General features: G+C 68.9%; 21 protein-coding genes. 8 read left to right on the plus strand and 13 right to left on the minus strand.

All coding sequences use genetic code 11. The annotated features are described in order from the left end of the window. Positions 1 to 330 precede the first annotated feature (330 nt). The gene (locus FHU38_RS15000; protein ID WP_167171766.1) at positions 331 to 996 is read left to right on the plus strand and encodes a potassium channel family protein; all 666 of its coding nucleotides are present in this window, start codon (positions 331 to 333) and stop codon (positions 994 to 996) included. Further along, a complete protein-coding gene (locus FHU38_RS15005) occupies positions 996 to 1,652 on the plus strand; it encodes a potassium channel family protein (protein WP_167171769.1) in 657 nt (218 codons plus the stop codon). Before FHU38_RS15000 ends, FHU38_RS15005 begins: the two co-directional genes overlap by 1 nt. Before the next feature lie 22 nt (positions 1,653 to 1,674). Here FHU38_RS15005 and FHU38_RS15010 read toward each other — a convergent pair whose 3' ends face one another. Beyond that, on the minus strand, positions 1,675 to 2,448 hold the full coding sequence (locus FHU38_RS15010; RefSeq protein ID WP_167171772.1) for a DUF3159 domain-containing protein: 774 nt from the start codon (positions 2,446 to 2,448) through the stop codon (positions 1,675 to 1,677). 16 nt (positions 2,449 to 2,464) lie between these two features. Beyond that, positions 2,465 to 2,842 carry an OB-fold nucleic acid binding domain-containing protein gene (locus FHU38_RS15015; protein ID WP_167171775.1) on the minus strand — a complete coding sequence of 126 codons (378 nt, stop codon included), beginning with the start codon at positions 2,840 to 2,842 and terminating at the stop codon, positions 2,465 to 2,467. Between the two features lie 104 nt (positions 2,843 to 2,946). Between FHU38_RS15015 and FHU38_RS15020 the strand changes: the two genes are divergently transcribed. Then, complete coding sequence (locus tag FHU38_RS15020; RefSeq protein ID WP_313886787.1) at positions 2,947 to 3,663, plus strand: alpha/beta fold hydrolase; 717 nt, start codon at positions 2,947 to 2,949, stop codon at positions 3,661 to 3,663. Between the two features lie 38 nt (positions 3,664 to 3,701). Here the strand turns inward: FHU38_RS15020 and FHU38_RS15025 are convergent, their stop codons facing one another. Both FHU38_RS15025 and dut read right to left on the minus strand, forming a co-directional pair. Further along, complete coding sequence (locus FHU38_RS15025; RefSeq protein ID WP_167171778.1) at positions 3,702 to 4,382, minus strand: DUF3710 domain-containing protein; 681 nt, start codon at positions 4,380 to 4,382, stop codon at positions 3,702 to 3,704. Next, positions 4,383 to 4,847 (minus strand): dUTP diphosphatase, encoded by a 465-nt coding sequence (dut, locus tag FHU38_RS15030; RefSeq protein WP_167171781.1) that lies wholly within the window; start codon positions 4,845 to 4,847, stop codon positions 4,383 to 4,385. It abuts the gene before it with no gap. Positions 4,848 to 4,871: 24 nt separating this feature from the next. Between dut and FHU38_RS15035 the strand changes: the two genes are divergently transcribed. Continuing rightward, positions 4,872 to 5,366 carry a DUF3093 domain-containing protein gene (locus FHU38_RS15035; protein WP_167171785.1) on the plus strand — a complete coding sequence of 165 codons (495 nt, stop codon included), beginning with the start codon at positions 4,872 to 4,874 and terminating at the stop codon, positions 5,364 to 5,366. A gap of 127 nt (positions 5,367 to 5,493) precedes the next feature. Here FHU38_RS15035 and FHU38_RS15040 read toward each other — a convergent pair whose 3' ends face one another. Then, a complete protein-coding gene (locus tag FHU38_RS15040; protein WP_009153915.1) occupies positions 5,494 to 5,802 on the minus strand; it encodes a DUF4193 domain-containing protein in 309 nt (102 codons plus the stop codon). Between the two features lie 524 nt (positions 5,803 to 6,326). Between FHU38_RS15040 and cei the strand changes: the two genes are divergently transcribed. Further along, complete coding sequence (gene cei, locus FHU38_RS15045) at positions 6,327 to 7,013, plus strand: envelope integrity protein Cei (RefSeq protein ID WP_208415685.1); 687 nt, start codon at positions 6,327 to 6,329, stop codon at positions 7,011 to 7,013. Between the two features lie 94 nt (positions 7,014 to 7,107). Here cei and FHU38_RS15050 read toward each other — a convergent pair whose 3' ends face one another. Beyond that, the gene (locus FHU38_RS15050) at positions 7,108 to 7,944 is read right to left on the minus strand and encodes an inositol monophosphatase family protein (RefSeq protein WP_167171791.1); all 837 of its coding nucleotides are present in this window, start codon (positions 7,942 to 7,944) and stop codon (positions 7,108 to 7,110) included. A gap of 54 nt (positions 7,945 to 7,998) precedes the next feature. Between FHU38_RS15050 and ppgK the strand changes: the two genes are divergently transcribed. After that, complete coding sequence (gene ppgK / locus FHU38_RS15055; RefSeq protein ID WP_167171793.1) at positions 7,999 to 8,760, plus strand: polyphosphate--glucose phosphotransferase; 762 nt, start codon at positions 7,999 to 8,001, stop codon at positions 8,758 to 8,760. A gap of 163 nt (positions 8,761 to 8,923) precedes the next feature. Next, positions 8,924 to 10,324 (plus strand): RNA polymerase sigma factor, encoded by a 1,401-nt coding sequence (locus tag FHU38_RS15060; RefSeq protein WP_167171796.1) that lies wholly within the window; start codon positions 8,924 to 8,926, stop codon positions 10,322 to 10,324. Between the two features lie 62 nt (positions 10,325 to 10,386). Here the strand turns inward: FHU38_RS15060 and FHU38_RS15065 are convergent, their stop codons facing one another. Genes FHU38_RS15065 through FHU38_RS15075 form a run of 3 tightly spaced genes read right to left on the minus strand, consistent with a single transcriptional unit; the run spans position 10,387 to position 13,363 of the window. Next, positions 10,387 to 11,202, minus strand: a complete 816-nt coding sequence (locus FHU38_RS15065; RefSeq protein WP_167171799.1) for a DUF6885 family protein — start codon at positions 11,200 to 11,202, stop codon at positions 10,387 to 10,389. A gap of 3 nt (positions 11,203 to 11,205) precedes the next feature. Next, positions 11,206 to 12,558, minus strand: a complete 1,353-nt coding sequence (locus FHU38_RS15070; RefSeq protein WP_167171801.1) for a glutamine synthetase — start codon at positions 12,556 to 12,558, stop codon at positions 11,206 to 11,208. Between the two features lie 31 nt (positions 12,559 to 12,589). Further along, positions 12,590 to 13,363, minus strand: coding sequence for an EamA family transporter (locus tag FHU38_RS15075; protein WP_243852608.1), 774 nt, complete (start codon positions 13,361 to 13,363; stop codon positions 12,590 to 12,592). Between the two features lie 323 nt (positions 13,364 to 13,686). On the opposite strand from FHU38_RS15075, the gene FHU38_RS15080 reads away from it, so the two are divergent. Next, entirely contained in the window at positions 13,687 to 13,866 is a 180-nt protein-coding gene (locus FHU38_RS15080) for a DUF7455 domain-containing protein (protein WP_167171807.1), read from the plus strand. A gap of 118 nt (positions 13,867 to 13,984) precedes the next feature. Here FHU38_RS15080 and FHU38_RS15085 read toward each other — a convergent pair whose 3' ends face one another. The 4 genes from FHU38_RS15085 to FHU38_RS15100 all read right to left on the minus strand — a co-directional run bounded on the left by FHU38_RS15085 (position 13,985) and on the right by FHU38_RS15100 (position 18,614). Next, on the minus strand, positions 13,985 to 15,154 hold the full coding sequence (locus FHU38_RS15085; RefSeq protein ID WP_167171810.1) for an ROK family transcriptional regulator: 1,170 nt from the start codon (positions 15,152 to 15,154) through the stop codon (positions 13,985 to 13,987). 34 nt (positions 15,155 to 15,188) lie between these two features. Beyond that, entirely contained in the window at positions 15,189 to 16,607 is a 1,419-nt protein-coding gene (locus FHU38_RS15090) for a sugar ABC transporter permease (RefSeq protein WP_167171813.1), read from the minus strand. Between the two features lie 28 nt (positions 16,608 to 16,635). After that, a complete protein-coding gene (locus FHU38_RS15095; RefSeq protein WP_167171817.1) occupies positions 16,636 to 17,409 on the minus strand; it encodes an ATP-binding cassette domain-containing protein in 774 nt (257 codons plus the stop codon). Positions 17,410 to 17,483: 74 nt separating this feature from the next. Continuing rightward, the gene (locus FHU38_RS15100) at positions 17,484 to 18,614 is read right to left on the minus strand and encodes a sugar ABC transporter substrate-binding protein (RefSeq protein WP_167171819.1); all 1,131 of its coding nucleotides are present in this window, start codon (positions 18,612 to 18,614) and stop codon (positions 17,484 to 17,486) included. Positions 18,615 to 18,989 lie beyond the last annotated feature (375 nt).

An 18,989-nucleotide genomic window follows, 5' to 3' on the forward strand; every position in this document is an offset into this window, starting at 1 on the left:
GTCGCGATGCCGCCTACAGACACCACCCCGGTCGCGTTCCCACCCGTCGATCAACTCAGGCAGGCATCGCGGCAGTTGGGCGTGGCAGCCACGCATCTCGGCGAACAGCGGCGCGCACAGCACCCTCACCGGCCTGCGCCGCATCCCGTTCCTCGGCAGAACTGGCAGAACTTCTCCAGGCCGCGGCGGGGTTCACTAGGCTGGGAGGCAACGGCGACGGCGGCAGGGGCAAGGGTGTCCGCGGGCGTGCTGCGGGTAGGTTCTGCGCTGGCGCTCACGGTCGCCACGAGCCGACAGGATGCTGGTGCCCGTACCGACACAGGAGGCAACGTGTACGTGGTGATCATGGGATGCGGCCGGGTCGGCGCGTCCCTTGCCGCGGCACTCGAACGGCTCGGCCACGAGGTGGCGGTCATCGACAGGGACCGCGACGCCTTCCGCAGACTCGGTAGTGACTTCCACGGCAGGCAAGTCGTCGGCATGGGGTTCGACCGCCAGGTGCTCATCGAGGCGGGTATCGAGCGCGCCGGGGCTTTCGCCGCGGTGTCGAGCGGCGACAACTCCAACATCATCTCCGCGCGGGTGGCCAGGGAGAACTTCGGGGTCGAACACGTCGTCGCCCGTATCTACGACCACAAGCGCGCCGCCGTGTACGAGCGGCTGGGCATCCCGACCGTCGCCACCGTGCCGTGGACGACCGACCGGTTCCTGCGCACGCTGTTACCCGACGGGGTGGCCACTTCGTGGCGTGAACCCTCAGGAAGCATGGCACTGCTGCAGTTGCCGCTGCACGAGGACTGGATCGGCCGCAGCGTGCGTGACCTGCAGGGTGCGACCGGGGCGCGAGTCGCCTTCATCATGCGTTTCGGAACCGGTGTGCTCCCCGAGAGCAAGACCGTGCTGCAGGCTGACGACGTCGTCTACGTCGCGGCCCGCTCCGGCACCGTCAGCGACGTGACGAGCGTCGCGTCGCGGCCACCCCAGGAGGAGAGCTGATGCGGGTCGCGATCGCGGGCGCGGGTGCGGTGGGCCGCTCCATCGCCTCCGAACTCATCGAAGCGGGGCACACGGTGATGCTGATCGAGCGGCAGGCACGCCAGTTCGTGCCGGAGACGGTGGAGCAGGCCGACTGGGTGCTCGGTGACGCCTGCGAGGTGTCCACGCTGGAGGAGTCGGGCATCCAGCTGTGCGACGTGGTGATCGCGGCCACCGGTGACGACAAGGTGAACCTGGTCGTGTCGCTGCTGGCCAAGACCGAGTTCGCGGTGCGAAGGGTCGTCGCCCGCGTCAACAACCCGGCCAACGAGTGGCTGTTCAACGAAAGCTGGGGCGTGGACGTGTCGGTCTCAACGCCAAGGATGCTGGCCGCGATGGTCGAGGAGGCGGTGAGCGTCGGCGACCTGGTGCGGCTGATGACCTTCCGGCAGAGCCAGGCCAACCTCGTGGAGCTCACCCTGCCCGCAGAGACACCGCTGGCTGGCAAGCCGGTGCGCGACCTGGCATTGCCGAAGAACGCCGCGCTCGTGACGATCCTGCGCGGCGACCGGGTCATCGTCCCGCAACCGGACGATCCGGTGGAACCGGGCGACGAACTGCTGTTCGTATCCCCTACCGACGTCGAACCCGACCTTCGCAAGGCGCTCGGCTACTGAGTAGCCGAGCCGCCGGTCGCCCTCACGCGCCCTGCGGTGGCGCCTCGCCGTACTTCATCCGCAGCCGTGCCTCGATCTCGGCGTCGCTCTCCTGCCTCGGCTGCGACTCCAGCAGCTCCTTCAGCCGCTTGTCCGACCGGCGCACGGCCCACACCACCACGAGCAAGGCGAGGCCGTACAGCGGGTAGCCCATCGCGATCTTGGCGAAGGCCAGCCAACCCGTATAATCCTCGTCGTACAGCCACCGTTGCACCACGAACCGCGCGGCGAACACCGCGGCCAGCGCCAGGGTGGCGACGTCGTAGCCGAACCGGGACGGCTTGTCCTTGCGCCAGGCCATGCCGGTGCCGTTGAGGTAGTTCCACACGACGCCGGCCAGCGGCCACCGCACCAGCACCGACACCACCAACGCCGCGCAGTAGACGAGGCTCGCCCAGATGCCGAACAGGAAGAACCCCTTGGCCGATCCGGTGCGGTAAGCGATGAACGCAGCGATCGCGACCCCGAAGAACCCGGAGATGGCAGGCTGCACCGGCTCCTTGCGTACCACGCGTACCACCGTGATCAGCACGGCACTGCCAAGCGCGCCCCAGATCGCGGCCTGGAGCCCGATCAGAGCGTTCAGCAGAACGAACACGATCACCGGCAGCGACGAGTAGACCAGGCCCGAAACGCCGCCCATCTGCTCGAGTAACGTCTGGTCCCGCTCGCGCCCGGCCTGGTCCGGTTCCCGCGGCTGGTCCTGTCGAGGCTGGGCTTCGTCGGTGTTCTCGCCGGTCCGATCGGGTTCACTCACGCGGGACAACTCTCACTCAGGTCGGCTGCAACAGTTCGTAGTAGGGGTTGTAAAGCACCTTCCGGCCATTGCGATCGGCCATCCGGCCCCTCACCTTGATGGTACGGCCAGGTTCGATCCCTGGGATGCGGCGCCGACCCAACCACACGAGCGTGACCTCGTCCGTACCGTCGAACAGTTCGGCTTCCAGCGTGGCCGCCTCGCGGGCGGGGCACAGCTCCACGCTGCGCAGCCGGCCGAGCACGGTCACTTCCTCACCCGATCTGCAGTCGCACGCCCGCTGCGCTCCGCCTGCCTCCGACTTCTGGGACAGGTCGTCGGCGTCGAGTTCGGCGATGTCACTGGTCAGTTTGCGAACCAACCGGCTGAAATAGCCGCCTTCCTTGGCGGACATAGGCGCCTGCTCCTGTGCTCCGGGGCCCCCAACTAATGGCCCGTGCGATCCAAAGCGTAGCTCTGTCGCCGGACAGCGAATCCGAGTTGCGTCAGGATCGCAACGTGACGTCCGTTATGCCGCAACTTGCAGCCGTCGTCCTGCCGGGAACCGGCTCCGACGAGGTGTTCGTTCGCTCGGTTTTCGCCCGCCCGCTCGCCGCGCTCGGCATCGAGTTGATCGCGCCGCCACCACCGAGGGGCGCCGACGTGGTCGCCGGTTCGGGCCGGCTGCTCGACGAGATCGCGGGCACCGTCGAAGGCCCCCTCCTGGTCGGCGGCATCTCACTCGGTGCGCACCTGGCCACGGAATGGGCGTTGCGGCGGCAGGATCGCTGCGCGGGGGTGTTGGTGGCGCTACCAGCCTGGAACGGTGCCGCCGACGCCGCGCCCGCGGCCGTGGCGGCGAGCGTCTCGGCCGACCTCGTGGCCCGCGAGGGGGTGGCCGCCGCACTCGAGGTTGCCACGGCGGGCGTAGCACCGTGGCTGGCGGCGGAGCTGACTCGCGCATGGCGGCGGCACGGCAAGGAACTGGCGGCGAGCCTGCGCGCGGCCTCGGTGCACCGGGCTCCCGAACTCGCGCGGCTGCCGGAACTGAAGGTTCCCGTCGGGATCGCCGCGTGTACCGACGACCCCGTGCACCCGGTGGCCGTCGCGCACGCATGGGCGCAGGCACTGCCGAAAGCGGTGTTGCGGGAGACCACGCTGGCGGCGGTCGGCGCGGACCGCCAGGTACTCGGGCGCGCCGCCGTGCGGGCGTGGCTGCGCGCGCGGCGGGCCTGACGGACCCTGTACGCGGGTGGTGGAGCCGAGTGGAGGCGCTACGCCTGGGTTCGCCCCTGCGCCTGCGCCTGCTCGGCGACGTGAGCCGCGACGGCCTCGGGCAGGGTGATCGCCAGTGGTGTGCGCACGGGCATCGGCGCGTCACCGCGGTCGACGATGGTCGCGCGCACGATGTCACGAAGCACCATGGGGGCCTGCGCCGCCTGTGACTGCGGTCCCGCGATCACGCCGCGCAGCATCCACCTGGGGCCGTCGACGCCCACGAACCGCAGCGCCACCTCCCCGACGATCGCGGACAGCTCCATGCCCCACTCACCGCGACCCACGCTTACCTGGGCCCCGTCGGAGCGCAACTGCTCGGCCAGTTCGTTGCTGACCTCCCGCCACAACCCACCGGATCGCGGTGCGGCGTAGGCGGTGACGGTGACCTGCCCCTGGGGCGTGACGATGTGCACCGCGCGGACGTTCCCGCTGCCGGAGTCCATTTCCACCTGGACCTGGGAGCCGTCGGGCACGGGAACGCGCACCGAGCCCAGGTCCATCCGGGCGACGCCGTCGTCCGGGGCGTCGGCGAGGTCGAACGGCCCTTGCTCCGGCGTCGAATCCCCCGCCAAGTCCTCGTAGTTCTGGCCCTCGTACTCGTCGTACTCGGTCTCGGCGTAGTCGACCGGGTCGGCGTCCTCGGCTCGGTTTCTGCGCCTGCGTCCGAAAATGCCCACTTAGCTCTCCGTTCCCAGTGCGGAGTGCCCACCGGTCGAACCGTAGCCACCCGCGCCCCGTTCGGTGGCGTCCAGTTCAGCGACCTCGACGAACTCGGCGTGCTCCACCCGTTGCACCACCAACTGGGCGATCCGGTCCCCCCGCTCGATCACGATCGGCTCCTTCGGATCGAGGTTCACCAGGCACACGCGGATCTCCCCTCGATAGCCGGAGTCGATGGTGCCGGGCGCGTTCACAAGCGAAAGTCCCAGTCGCGCACCGAGACCCGACCTGGGATGCACGAAGCCCGCGTATCCCTCGGGCAACGCGATCGCCACTCCGGTGCCGACAACCGCGCGCTCTCCCGGGTTGAGCTCCACTGCCGATGTGGTCACCAAGTCGGCGCCCGCGTCGCCGCGGTGCGCGTAGCAGGGCACCCCCACGTCGGGGTCTAGGCGAGAAACAAGGACCTTCACGCTGGACACGACACGCGAGACTACCCTGGCCTCGTGAACGCGCGCGCACGCACACGACAGCAGCCGAGCACCCTGTACGTCGAGCGTCTCTACATCCCGTGGTGGGGTTGGCCGCTGCCGCTCATCGGCGCCGCACTGTTGGCCGCCGAGATCCACATGGGGTATCCGGGTGTACGGGCGTGGCTACCGTACGTGATCTTGCTGCCGCTCGTCGCGCTCATTCTGGTGGGATTGGGCCGCATCCGGGTGAGCGTCACCGGCGGCGCCGAACCCGAGTTCTGGGTAGGCGACGCGCATCTGCCAGTTCGCTACGTGGACCGGGTCGAGATCATCGGTAAGCAGCACAAGCGCAAGGCGCTGGGTCCAGAACTCGACCCCGCGGCGTTCCTCGTGCACCGAGGCTGGGTGCCGACGCTACTGCGGGTGTGGCTCGCCGATCCTGACGACCCCACGCCCTACTGGGTGGTCAGCACCCGGCATCCCGAGCGACTCGCCGCCGTGCTGCGCGAGCACGGCGGCGAACACTAGCTATGCCGGATACGAAACGCCGGATACGAAACGAGGTGGCCGAGCTTGCGCTCAACCACCCGTTCGCGAACTCGAACCCCTCCAGGCCCCGCCCAGCGTGAGGGACCCCTCCCGCGCGTGCCTTGGCTCAGGCGCAGTCACGACAGATCAGCCTGCCGCCCGACTCCTCGGCCAGCCTGCTGCGGTGGTGCACCAGGAAGCACACCGAGCAGGTGAACTCGTCGGCCTGCTTCGGCACCACCTTCACCGTCAGGTCCTCGCCCGACAGTCCGGAAAGATCCGCCCCCGGAAGCTCGAAATTCTCGGCGGTCGCGTCCTCGTCAACGTCCACGACGCCGGACTGCGTCTCGTTGCGCCTCGCCTTCAGTTCCTCCAACGAGTCCTCGGCCAGCTCGTCGGCTTCGCTGCGGCGCGGAGCGTCGTAGTCGGTCGCCATTGTCCTTCACCCCTGCGATCAGCTTCGATACCAATTCGCGAACCCTCGAGTCGGCGCCCAAGAGTCCTCGTGCCGCTGGTCAACGTTCCAGCGCCCGTGTTTGTGCCCGAAGGCGGCGTGAGGGAGGTCTCTTTCCGAACTCCTGATCACCCGCCCGGAGCCCGGAGAGGGTAGCCCACGACTTACCCCAGCTCGAAGCTGCTCACCCAGGCTCAAGGATACGTCACCCAAGAGAGCTAATTCCGGGACGAGCGACGGTTACGTCCTTCGCGTTGCGAATTGGTACCGGGAGGCTGGGAGAGCACCGGGTCGTCTTGCCCGAGCACCTGCGATCATGGTGCCATCCGGTGGCGGTTTCAGCAGCACATCGTGTAACGCCTAGGCTGATCAACAGCGACGATGTCGTATAGGCAGGCGCGGGGACGGGGCTTCGGAAGGGGCGAGGTGTGACGTCGGGGACCGGGGGCTTCGGTGGTCGGCAAGGTGGTCGGCAAGGTGGTCGGCAAGACGGTCGGCAGGGTGGTTTGCGTGGTGCACCCCGGACGGCGCCATCAGCTCGTAAGCGGGCCTACCGCAGGTACCGACCGCTGCCCGCGCTGGCCGTACTCGGCGTGCTCGGTCTCGCGGCCGTCTTCGTGTGGGTGAACGCCATCAGCTCGACCGAGGACCTCGAGGCGGCGATTCGCTGTGAGCCAGCCGCCACGCCGCCGGCAGGGGTGACCTACACCCCGTTGCCATCGGACGGACTCGCGGGCACACCTCCGATTCCGCCCGACCGGATCGCTGTGCGGGTGCTCAACGCCAGCGGGGCGAGGGGTGAGGCCGCGATGACCACCGAGGCGATGCGCAGGCTCGGCTTCACCCAGATCTCCGAGCCGGAGAACGACCACGCCTACCCTCAGAAGGTGGCCGACTGCCACGGTCAGGTCCGCTTCGGCGAGAACGGCGCGGGTGCCGCGCGCACGGTGGCGCTCGTCGACCCCTGCCTGCAACTGGTCCGCGACAACCGCAAGGACGCCACCGTCGACCTTGCCGTCGGTACCGCGTTCAACGACGTGCACCCCTCGCCCTCGGGTCTGGAGATCATCCAACGGCTCAACGCGTGGTCGGTACAGCACCAGGGAAACGGCAACAACGAGCAGTCGGCTCCAGGGGGCGGGCCGGTGATCGACGAGGACCTGTTCGAGCAGGCGGGCCCGCAACACTGCTGACACCCTGAGCGGCGCCGAGCGAGGGCTCAAGCCCCCCAGACACCGCAGACACCGCCAGACACCTCAGACGGCCTCCGACACCTCAGCGCGTCTCTCAGACGTCGCAGGCGCCACATTCGGCGAGCGCGGCACGCAGTGGCTCGGCCACCGACGGCGCCACCGCGAGAGTCGCATCCTCCCCGAGTCCGCGATCCTCGCCCGGCAGTGAGACGACCGCTCCCGCCTCCGAGGCGACCAGCGCGCCAGCCGCCCAGTCCCAGCGCTGCAACCCGTGCTCGAAGTAGGCGTCGGTCCAGCCGGCCGCGACCGCGCACAGGTCGAGTGCCGCCGAGCCTGGCCTTCGGATGTCACGCACGTGCCCGAGCAGTGCGGCGACCAGCCCGGCCTGCCGCTGCCTCCGATCGGACTTGTAGGCGAAACCGGTGGTCAGCAGCGTGACGTCGAGCCGAGCGGGCTCGGAAACCGCCAGCCGCCTGCCGTCGCACCAGGCCCCCTTGCCGCGGGTGGCCGTCCAGCGCCTGCCGCTGACCGGCTCCACGACGGCTCCGGCCACCGAAACGCCGTCGATCTGCGCCGCGACGGAGACGGCGAACCACGGGAACCCGTAAAGGAAGTTCACGGTGCCGTCGATGGGATCAACGACCCACGTGACACCGCCACCGCTCTTGCCGCCTTCCTCCTCCCCCAGCACCGGCTCGCCGGGCCGCAGCTGCGCCAGCCGGGCGCGGATCAGGCGCTCGGACTCGGTGTCGACGGCGGTGACGACATCGGTGTCGCTGGTCTTGGTGTCGACGGCCACGGAGCGCCCGGCGAGCATGGATTCACGGGCTCGGCGCACCATCTCGGCCGCCTCGGCGGCGACCGACTCGGCGGTGGAGGTCAGTGCGGCCGGTTCGAGTTCGTCAGCTCCCACGTCACCATGTGACCACATCCGGCTAAAGTCTCGCCCAATGGCTTCTGAATCGAACAGGAAGGGACGACGCCAATGACGGCGACCCGCGGCTTCGGCATCGACATCGGCGGCAGCGGCATCAAGGGCGCCCTTGTCGATCTGGAAGAGGGCCGCCTCATCGGCGACCGGTTGCGCATCGACACGCCGCAACCGGCGACGCCCGACGCGATCGCGGAAGTCGTCACCGAGATCGTCGACCACTTCGGTTGGGACGGCCCGGTCGGCATCACCCTGCCCGCCGTCATCAAGAAGGGCATCGCCCAGACCGCGGCCAACATCGATCCGGCGTGGATCGGCACGGACGCCGACGCCATGTTCGCCGAGCGGCTCGGCCGCACGGTGGCCGACGTCGCGATGCTCAACGACGCCGACGCCGCGGGCATGGCCGAGACGCGGTTCGGAAGTCCGAGGGCACGGCAGGGCGTCGTCGCGCTGCTGACATTCGGCACCGGCATCGGCAGCGCGCTGTTCCACGATGCGAAACTCATTCCGAACACCGAGTTCGGCCACCTCGAGATCGACGGGTACGACGCGGAGAAGCGCGCGGCTGCCTCCGTGAAGGACAACGAGGGACTTTCTTACCCGGAGTGGGCCAAACGAGTGGATCGTTACCTGACTGTGCTGGAGAACCTGATCTGGCCCGACCTGTTCATCGTGGGGGGCGGGGTCAGCAAGAAGTCCGAGAAGTGGGTGCCGCTACTGCGAGTCCGCACCCCCGTCGAAGTGGCGTCTTTGCAGAACAACGCCGGGATCGTGGGCGCCGCGGCCGCCGCGGCGGAGGGCATCGAGCACTGAGCCGCACGGCGGCGGCAGCGCGCCGGAAAGTTGATCGCTTCGCGACGCACACCCCGGTCGTCGTTACAATGGAACACGGCTCTCGGCTGCGGGGAAAAAACCGCAGGCCGGGGCGTGTTCCCCGAATCTGAGGCAGCCGGGATGCGAAGCGTCTCGGTTCGTCATGATCGACCGCTGCGAAAGGGCGTACGTGGCAGCCGCAAAGACCGCAACTCGAAGCGGGACGAAGACAACGAGCGCCGCCGAGGAACCGACTGCCGACGAGAGCACGGCGGCCGCGAACGGGACGGCCACGCCGGACGCTAAGTCGTCGAGCCGGAAGCCGGCCGCGAAGAAGGCTCCCGCGAAGTCCACGCGGGCACGCAAGGGCGCCAAGACCGAGAAGACCAAGGCAGAGTCGCCGGGGTCTTCGGAGTCTTCGGGGCTCGGCGAAGACATCGACACCGCCGAACTCGAGGACGTCGACCTGTCCGACCTTGACGTGGATGCCGTGGAGGTCGACGTCGTCGACGCCACGGTGACCGAGGACACCGAGGAGGCCGACGAGGAATCGGGCGGCAGATCGCGCACCGACCCCGACTTCGTCTGGGACGAGGAGGAGTCGGAGGCGCTGCGGCAGGCTCGCAAGGACGCCGAGCTCACCGCCTCAGCCGACTCCGTGCGTGCCTATCTCAAGCAGATCGGCAAGGTGGCCCTGCTCAACGCCGAGGAAGAGGTGGAGCTCGCCAAGCGGATCGAGGCGGGTCTGTACGCCGCCGAGCGCCTCCGCGTCGCCGAGGAAGAGGGCGAGAAGCTCACTACCCAGATGCGGCGCGACCTGAAGTGGATCGTCCGCGACGGGGAACGAGCCAAGAGTCACCTGCTCGAGGCCAACCTGCGGCTGGTGGTCTCGCTGGCCAAGCGCTACACCGGTCGCGGGATGGCGTTCCTGGACCTCATCCAGGAGGGCAACCTCGGCCTGATCCGCGCCGTGGAGAAGTTCGACTACACCAAGGGTTTCAAGTTCTCCACCTACGCCACCTGGTGGATCCGGCAGGCCATCACGCGCGCGATGGCGGACCAGGCCCGCACCATCCGCATCCCGGTGCACATGGTCGAGGTCATCAACAAGCTGGGCCGGATTCAGCGCGAGCTGTTGCAGGACCTCGGACGCGAGCCCACCCCCGAGGAACTCGCCAAGGAGATGGACATCTCACCGGAGAAGGTCCTGGAGATTCAGCAGTACGCTCGGGAGCCGATCTCGCTCGACCAGACGATCGGCGACGAGGGCGACTCGCAGCTCGGCGACTTCATCGAGGACAGCGAGGCAGTGGTGGCCGTCGACGCGGTCTCCTTCACGCTGCTGCAGGACCAGTTGCAGTCGGTGCTGCAGACACTGTCCGAGCGTGAGGCGGGCGTGGTGCGGCTGCGCTTCGGCCTGACCGACGGCCAGCCGAGGACCCTGGACGAGATCGGCCAGGTCTACGGCGTGACTCGCGAGCGGATCAGGCAGATCGAGTCCAAGACGATGTCCAAGCTGCGGCACCCGTCGCGCTCCCAGGTGCTTCGCGACTACCTGGACTGACGAACCTCGTTTCGAGGCCCCTCGTGGGTGGCGAATCCGTTCGCCACCCACGAGGGGCCTTCTCATGTGCGAGGCGGGTGTTCGGGTGCCGGGCTGCCGTTGTCCCACAGCCGCACCCGCAGTCCCGAGGCGACGACACCGCGGCGAGCGAGGTCGGCCTCCGCCTCGGGAACGACGAGCAGCACGCCACCTTCCTCGACCGCATCCTCGCGACGCAACGCCGCGACGACATTGCTGATCGGCTGTAGGTGAACTCCTTTGCCCCCCAACGAAGGATAAGTGTCCACAACAGACAGTATGGCGCCACAGGGGCCGGTAAGCCAACCCACGAGCAGCACGAAGTGACCGACCCGCCAGCGCGATGTCCACAATGGAGGAAATCCTGTGGCGAGGTAGTCACGCAGAGCCTGTTGCGGGGTGTCGTGCGCGGCGAAGCAGGCAGTGTCGACGTTCGCCAGCACGGCGACTCGGCTGTGCTGCCGCGCCGCGTCCAGCAGCCTGACCAACGCCGAAACCGTCCACTCACCGCAGGCTGGCACGGCCGCGAGCGCGCCGCCTGAGAGTCGCTCAACGGCGTGTGCCACTCCCGCCGCCGAGGTCCCCGCCCCTGCCGGGTCCGAGGTACGGGGCAACGTGATCCGGTAGTCCGCACGACCGGCCTCGCCAGGAGGGAAGGTGGGGACTCCGGCGTCGAGCAGCACGCTGCCCGCGGCGGAAGCCACCTCGTCCTGGTCGATCACGCGCACGCCGTGGGCCCGCAGGCACACCGTCGCGGTGAACGCGGCACACAGTTCGTTCTTCTGCGGCAGCTCGGCACGAGCCTCGGCGACGATCCTGGCGCCACCCGGCAGCCACCGAACCTCTCGTGACAGCGACACCCGTCAGTACCGCCACAGGTGTGCCAGCACGACCTGCTCGATCGGCTTGTGCTCGGCCCATTCCGCGTCGGAGGCACGGACCGCACGGAACGCACCGAACAACGCCTCCCCCAGCGCCGCCCTGATCCGTGGTGAGCCCTCCAGTAGCCGCGCCTGCTCCGACGGAGAGGACGGCAGCCGAACGATGCCGAGGGCCTGCCGCTCACTCTCCTGCCAGGTATCCGGGTCAGCATCGACAGCGGGCGGAAGCTCCAAACCCTCGGCGATCCCGCCGCGCCCGGCGGCGAGCAGCGCGGCCAACGCCAGGTAGGGGTTCGCCGAGGCGTCGCATGGTTTGAGCTCGACGTTGGCGTGGTCGGCGCCGACCATCGCGGTACCCGGCACGTACCGCAGCGGCGCTTCCCGGTTCTCCACGCCCCAGAAGGTGTAGGCGCTGGCGAAGTAGCCCGGTCGCAGCCGGTGGATCGAGGGCACGCTGGGCGCGGTCACAGCGGTCAACGCCCCGAGATCGCGCAGCAGGCCCGCGAGGTAGGCAGCGCCCTCGCCCGTGGGCCCGTCCTCGCCCGCGAGCAGGTTACGGCCGTCTCGCCAGACCGAGGTGTGCAGGTGCCAGCCGTTGCCCGGTGCTTGCGGGCTGACAAGCGGGGCGAAGCTGACACGCAGGCCGTGCGCGTGCGCCGCGGCGTGAATGGTCTGTCTGGCCAGCAACTGGTCGTCGGCCGCACGCACCGGATCGGCCGCTGGCAGACTCAGCTCCAGCTGGGCAGGCCCGTATTCGGCGTGTAGTTGGCCGATGCGCAGCCCGTTGGCCTCGAAATCGTGCAGCAGAGCGCGGACGAAGTCGTCGAGTGGTACCAGCGCGTGCGGGCTGTATGCCGGACCGGCATGCCCGGGTGCGGTAGCGACGTCGGAGCTGCCAGCTGGTGACACGGCGAATTCGATCTCGAAGCCGACCTTGAACGCGAGGCCCTCACGCTCGGCCTCAGCCGCCTGCCGTTCCAGTGCGCTGCGCTGGCAGTAGGGCCACGGCGAGCCGTCGCCCGCGACCTGCCTCGCGGGCGCCCAGGCCAGCGAAGGTTGGCCTGCCAGCCTGCGTAGCCGCTCGATCACCGGCACCAGCCGGATGTCGCCCGACGGCGTGCCCAGCTCGGGGTGGCTGTAGGTGATGCGGTCGTGACTGTCGAACACCGCGAACAGCGTGGTCGCCCCGACTCCGCATGCTGCCGCCCCGGCGAGTCCACTGATCGGCACGATTCGTGACCTGGGAATGCCGTTGTTGTCCGCCCAGGACAGGTGGACCCCCAGTACACCCGCGGCCGCGAGATCCTTGGCCGCCGCCGATGCCGCCTTGGTCATCGGCCCATCCTGCCAGTGCTTCGGCTCACAGTCACTGCTTCGAGGAACGCAACGCGACACCCGCCACCACGGCGAGGATGCCCACCGCCTCCACCACGCTGGGCACCTGCCCGAGCACCACCAACCCGGTCACCGTCGCCGTCACGGGCAGCAGGGCGAGCAGCACGGCGAACCGGGCACGACCCAACCTCCGCAGCACCACCTGGTCGAGCACGTAGGGCACGACGGTGGACAGCAGTCCTACCCCCGCGCCCATGATGAGCAGGTCTGCCCGGCCCCACACGGCGCCGGTACCCAACGCCAGCGGCGACAGCACAACCGTGGCCACGGCGAACCCGACCGCGAGGCCGTCGATGCCGTTGCCCGCGTGTGCCACCCGCTTTCCGAGCACGATGTAGCCTGCCCACGCCGCCGCGGCTCCCAGTGCGAACGCCACCCCGGCGGGGCTGCCCTCCCACCGCACGTCCGCGATCGCCACCACGCCGGCCGCGACGAGCAGCAGCACCGCTATGTCGCGCCTGCCCCGTGAGCCCAGCGCCGCCACCGTCACCGGCCCGGCGAACTCCAACGCGACCGCCGTTCCCAGCGGCAGCCTGGCGATCGCCTCGTAGAACAACACGTTCATCCCGGCGGTGACGACCCCGAACGTGCCCGCGAGAAGAAGCGGCCTGCCGCGCCACGCCGCTGCCTTCGGGCGTCGCCACGCGAGCAGTATCAGAGCAGCGCCGAGCGTGCGCAGCCAGGCGACCCCGGAAGGCGATGCGGTGCCGAACAGCCACACCGCCATCGCCGCGCCGACGTACATGGAAATTCCGCTGAGAACGAACAACAGTGGCGCGGGAATCCTGTCGACCCGCCGGTTCGGCACCGCAACATCCACGCACCAATGGTGCCTGACCACCGCAAACGGCTTCCCGGCACGCCCGATCGGCACGGTTGAATGGGCACTAGGACATCTGGGGTAATTCGACGTGACACGGCTCCCACGGGGGCCGGGAACACTTGCGGGCACGCAGACGTCTGCAAGAGTGGAGGCAGCGAGCACCGCGATCGGTTCCTTCACCGGCACGGTGCTTGCGGCTGAATTGATGGCATCGGCCTCCGATGCCGGGACGGAGGGAGACTCCAATGACATCCACGACGCTCACCCGCCCCGAACTGACCGCTGCGGACCGTTGCGACCGTTGCGGGGCAGCCGCACAGCTGCGCGCGGTGCTCCGTAACGGCGGAGAGCTGCTGTTCTGCGGGCACCACGGCCGCGAGTACGAAGCCAAGCTGAAGGAGCTGGAGGCCGACATCCAGCGCTGAGCCGTCACCACAGCCGCGCGGAAGGGCGGGGATTCCGGGAACGTCCCGGGCCCCGCCCTTCCGCGTTCCTGGTCGTCGAGTGAGCCACGACACCCGGCCTGCTCGAGCTCCGCTCGAACTACACGGTGTCGAGCACGCCTTCGAACGCCGCTTCGGCGGCACCGAGCAGCTTCACGTCCGCGCCCAGCGAGGACAGTTCCACCCGTACGCCGCCGATCGCCCTGCTGACCATGCTGCGCCTGCGGACCTCCTCGGCCACCGCGTCCAACACTGGCACGGGCAAAACGGTGAACAGGTCACCGAGCACCACGAGTTCGGGCCCGAACAGGTTCACGACGTTGACAAGGCCGAGCGTCAACCACTCCGAGAACTCGGCCAGCTGCCGCAGCGCCGCGTCGGAATCTCCCGCCAATCGCCGCAGCTCCACGACGATCGTGCCGCGCGGACTGTCCTCGGGCAGATCGAGCGCCCTACACAGCGCGGCCTCGCCCACCTCGGTCTCCCAGCAGCCTTCGTTGCCGCAGTAGCAGGGCCTGCCGTGCGGCCGGACCACCATGTGCCCGATCTCACCGACGTAGCCGGCGGCACCACGCAACGGCGACCCCTGCGCGATCACTCCCCCACCAACGCCGATGTCGGCCGACACGAACACCGCGTCCGAGGACTCTCGCGCAGCACCACGCACGTGCTCCGCCAGCGCGCCGAGTTCAGCGTCGTTGCCGACCACCACGGGCACAGCCAGTGCTTTCGCAAGCCGCTGCCCCAGCGCGACGCCACTCCAACGCAGGTTGGGCGCCTCGTGCACGTGCCCGTCGGAGCGCCGCACGACTCCCGGCACCGACACCCCACCGGCGACGGGCCGCACACCCAGGTCAGCGGCCAGCAGCTCGGTCGACTCGATCACGTGCGTGATGACCTCGCCGGGTTCTCGCATCCTGCCGTGCAGGTTCCAGCTGTTCCTGCCGAGGATCGCCCCGCCGAGCCCCACCAGTGCCATGGCGACGTGCTCCACCTGCACATCCACAGCCAGGACCACCGCAGCCTGCGGCTGTGGCAGCACCAGCAGCGAGGGCCTGCCCGCACTCCTGCCAGGCCGAGGCACTCGCTCCTCCACCACCCCGGCCTCGGCGAGCCCGTCCACGAGCGTCTTGATCGTGCTGCGGTTGAGCCCGAGTTCGGTGGCCAGCGCGGCTCGTGTGCACGGGCCCGCCACGTGCAGCAACCGCAACAGGCTCGAACGGTTGTACCGGCGCACCTCGTCGGGTCGGGCAACGGGTGTGCTGGTCACGGGCTCAATCGTCGCATCACCGAGGGCCGAGGCCTCAGCGCGCCCCGGCGGCGGCGCGGCGACGCGACAGCGCGTCGACGGTCGCTGCCAGTAGCAGCACCAGCCCGGTCACGATCGACACCACGGCGGCGGGCTGCCTGAGTAGGCCGAGCCCGTTGGCCACGACGGCGAGCACCGTGCCACCGATGACAGCGTCGGACACGCGGCCCCTGCCACCGAACAGCGAAGCCCCACCGATCACCGCCGCACCCACCGCGAACAGCAGCGTGTTCAGCCCACCCGCCTGCGGGTCCACCGAACCGACCTTCGAGGAGTACACGATCGCACCGAGCGCGGCCACCGAGGAACACACCACGAACACGCTCGCCCTCACCTGAGTGACGTTGATGCCCGCCCGGCGAGCCGCCTCCCGATTTCCTCCCACGGCGTAGATGTGCCTGCCGTAGCTGGTGCGGTTCAGCACGTACGTACCGACAACCAGCAGGAACAGCACGATCGGCACCACGTAGGGCACACCACGGATCTCCACGTTCGGGTTGTTGGACCGGTTCACCGTCAGCAGCGCGGTGGCCGCCAGACCCAGCGCCGTGATCCCGACGACCTTGAACAGCACGATCGTGGTGGGTTGCGTCACCAGCCCGCGCCGCAACCGCAGGAAGTGCCCACCGAGCGTCACAGCCGCGAAACCGCCCACGGCCACCGCGAACAGCAGCCAGCTTCCCAGCACGGACAGGTTTCCGTTGGCGACCTTGTTGAGCACCGGCGAGGTACTGATGCCCAGCACCCCGCCCTCACCGATGAACTGCAGGATCACACCCTGCCAGGTCAGGAACAGCGCCAGCGTCACCACGAAGGCGGGCATGCCGACCCGCGCGACGAGGAAGCCGGTGATGCAACCGATCGCCGTGCCCACACACAGCGCCAGCAGCATCTCGATCCACGGGTTGGCGGGGATTCCCGACACTGTCAGCCCGATGCCGAGCAGCGAGATCGCCACGCCCGGCCAGATCCGCAACAGCGCCGCCAGCAACGCCGCCAGCGCCAGTCCCGCGTTGAAGAGAACGAACACCGTGGAGCCCATGCCGCCGAGCAGGTTGCCGTTCTCGACGTAGTGCATGGCCAGCACCGCACCGGCCACGCCGGACGCGGTACCGGCCGAGAGGTCGATCTCGCCGACGAGCAGCACGAACACGATTCCCATCGCGATCATCGTTTGCCCCGCGCCCTGTGCGAGCAGGTTGGCCATGTTGTTCAGCGAAAGGAAGACGTCGGAAAGGGTGGAGAACATCACCACCAGCGCAACGAGGCCGAGCAGCGCGGGCAGCGATCCCAACTGCCCTGCCCGCAGCCTGGCCAGGTAGTCGCGTACGGCCTCGGAGGTCGACATCGCGGTGGTGTCGATGCCGAAGTCGGTGATCGCCGCGCCGGAGGACGCGGTGGGTGTCTGGGTCATGGCTGTTCCTCTTGCTCTGCTACCGGACCTACAGGACCGCGTTCTCGGGACGCGCGAGACCTAGCTCACCGGAGCGCCCCGCGGTGATCAGTTCGACAACCTGTCCGTGCGTGACCTCCTTGGTGTGCACCTCCGCGGCCAACCGGCCCAGGTACAGCACCGCGATGCGATCGGACACCTCGAACACGTCTGCCATGTTGTGGCTGATGAGAACCACACCGAGGCCCTGCTCGGCGAGCCTTCGCACCAGGTCGAGCACCTGCCGGGTCTGCGCCACGCCGAGGGCGGCGGTCGGCTCGTCCAGCAGCACGACCTTGCTCTCCCACAGCACCGACTTGGCGATCGCCACCGTCTGCCGCTGGCCACCTGACAGCGCCGAGACCGGCGTGCGAACCGACTTCACGGTGCGCACCGAGAGCGAGGCCAGCGTCTTTCGCGCGGCCTGCTCCATGCTCGCCTCGTCGAGTAGCCACGGCTTGCCCCGTTCGCGACCGAGGAACATGTTCTGCACGACGTCGAGATTGTCGGCAAGAGCCAGGTCCTGGTAGACGACCTCGATTCCCAGCTCGGCGGCGTCCTTCGGACCGCGGATGTGCACCTGCTTGCCCTGGAACAGCACGGTTCCGTTATCGGCCGCGTGGATACCCGCGATGCACTTGACCAGCGTGGACTTGCCAGCGCCGTTGTCGCCGACGAGAGCGGTGACCTCCCCGGCTCGCACCGAGAGGTCCACGTCGTGCAGCACGTGCACGGGGCCGAAGCTCTTGTTCAGGCCGCGCAGCTCGAGGATGGGCTCGCTCATGGTTGTCTCACCTCGTCAGTGCCCTGGTTGGCGCGTGCCCGGGCACGCGCCAACCAGGGCGGATCGGGTACCGGTCAGGAGATGCCCAGGTCGGCGCAGACCGACTTCAGGTCAGGCGTGCAGATCTCGCTCGCCTTGACGTAGCCCTCGTCGACCACCCGCTTCACCTCGTTCTTGGTGATCAGGTACGGCTCCAGCAGCACGGACTTGACCTCGCGGTTGGCCTCGGGGTCGTCGCTGACGTCCTTGGCGAGGGCGTCAGCGGCGGCCGTGTCGCCCTTGGCAAGCGCGGCCGCCAACTTGGCCGTGGCCTCGGCCTCCTCCATGACCGGCTTGAAGACGGTCATGTACTGGTCACCGCGAAGGATCGCCTTCAGCCCGTCCGGGGTGGCGTCCTGGCCGGTGACAGGCACCTCGCCGTTCATGCCGTTCTTGCGCAGCACCGTGATGACGGCACCCGCGAGGCCGTCGTTGGCCGCGACCACGCCGTCGACCTTGCCGCCGTTGCCCGTGAGGATCTGCTCGAAGACCCTGCCACCCGCCTGGTTGTTCCAGTCGTCGATGGGCTGGCTGCGCACCAGTTTGAGCTGGCCGGAGTCGTACAGCGGCTGCAGTACGTTGCGCTGGCCCTCGTGGAACAGCGTCGCGTTGTTGTCGGTGGGTGCCCCTTCGATCTCGACGACCTGGGCGCCCCGCTTGCCCTTCAGCGCGTCGGCGATCCCCTGTCCCTGCAGTTCGCCGACCTTGACGTTGTCGAAGGAGACGTAGTAGTCGGAGCCGCCGCCGAGGTTGAGGCGGTCGTAGTCGATGGTGGGGATGCCCGCGTTGTTGGCCTTGGCCGCGACCGCGCTGCCCACTTCGCTGTTGATCGACGCGATGACCAGGACCTTGACACCTTGGGCGATCATCCCGTCGGCCAGGGTGGTGAACTTCTGCACGTCACCCTGCGCGTTCTGCACGTCGGGGTCGAAGCCTTCGGCCCGCAGTGCCTGCTCCAGCATCGGCTTGTCGAATCCCTCCCAGCGGGAGGAGGACGCCGTCTCGGGCAGGATCACGCCGACAGTGCCCAGTGAGCCGCCGCCGTCCTGACCCGCCTCCGCGTCGCCGCCGTCGCCGCCGCCACCGGTGTTGGCCCCGCACGCGGCGAGGGTCAGCGTCACGCCGAGGACGGCCGCGAGGAAGGCGAGGAGTCTCTTCGTTCGCATCCGTAGAACCTTTCCGGGTCCGGCCGACGATGCCGCGACCCGGATGGGTCGGCGCACCGTCGCGCATATGTTGTGCGCGACAACATATGCGCCGAATACCGAGAACGGAAGTCCCCTGAATCGATACAGGCCCTTTTGGCCTCCCCCGCGAGTCCCCCGCTCTCGCCTGCGAGTCCCCCGCCCAGGACCACGAAAGCTGCGTCCAGGACCGCGAGTTCTGCGTTCGCAACCGCAAGATCCGCCTGGGAAGGACCGCCACCGTTCCCGTCAGTGGCCTGGCGAAGCCTCGCGAGTTCCCCGGGGATGTCGAGGAGGCCGTCGCCGGTTGTCCCCGAGCAGCAGCCCAAAGCTGTTGAGCGCGCGAGAACGCAGAAC

Source organism: Saccharomonospora amisosensis, from assembly GCF_011761185.1.
In the GTDB taxonomy this organism is placed as follows: Bacteria; Actinomycetota; Actinomycetes; order Mycobacteriales; family Pseudonocardiaceae; genus Saccharomonospora_A; species Saccharomonospora_A amisosensis.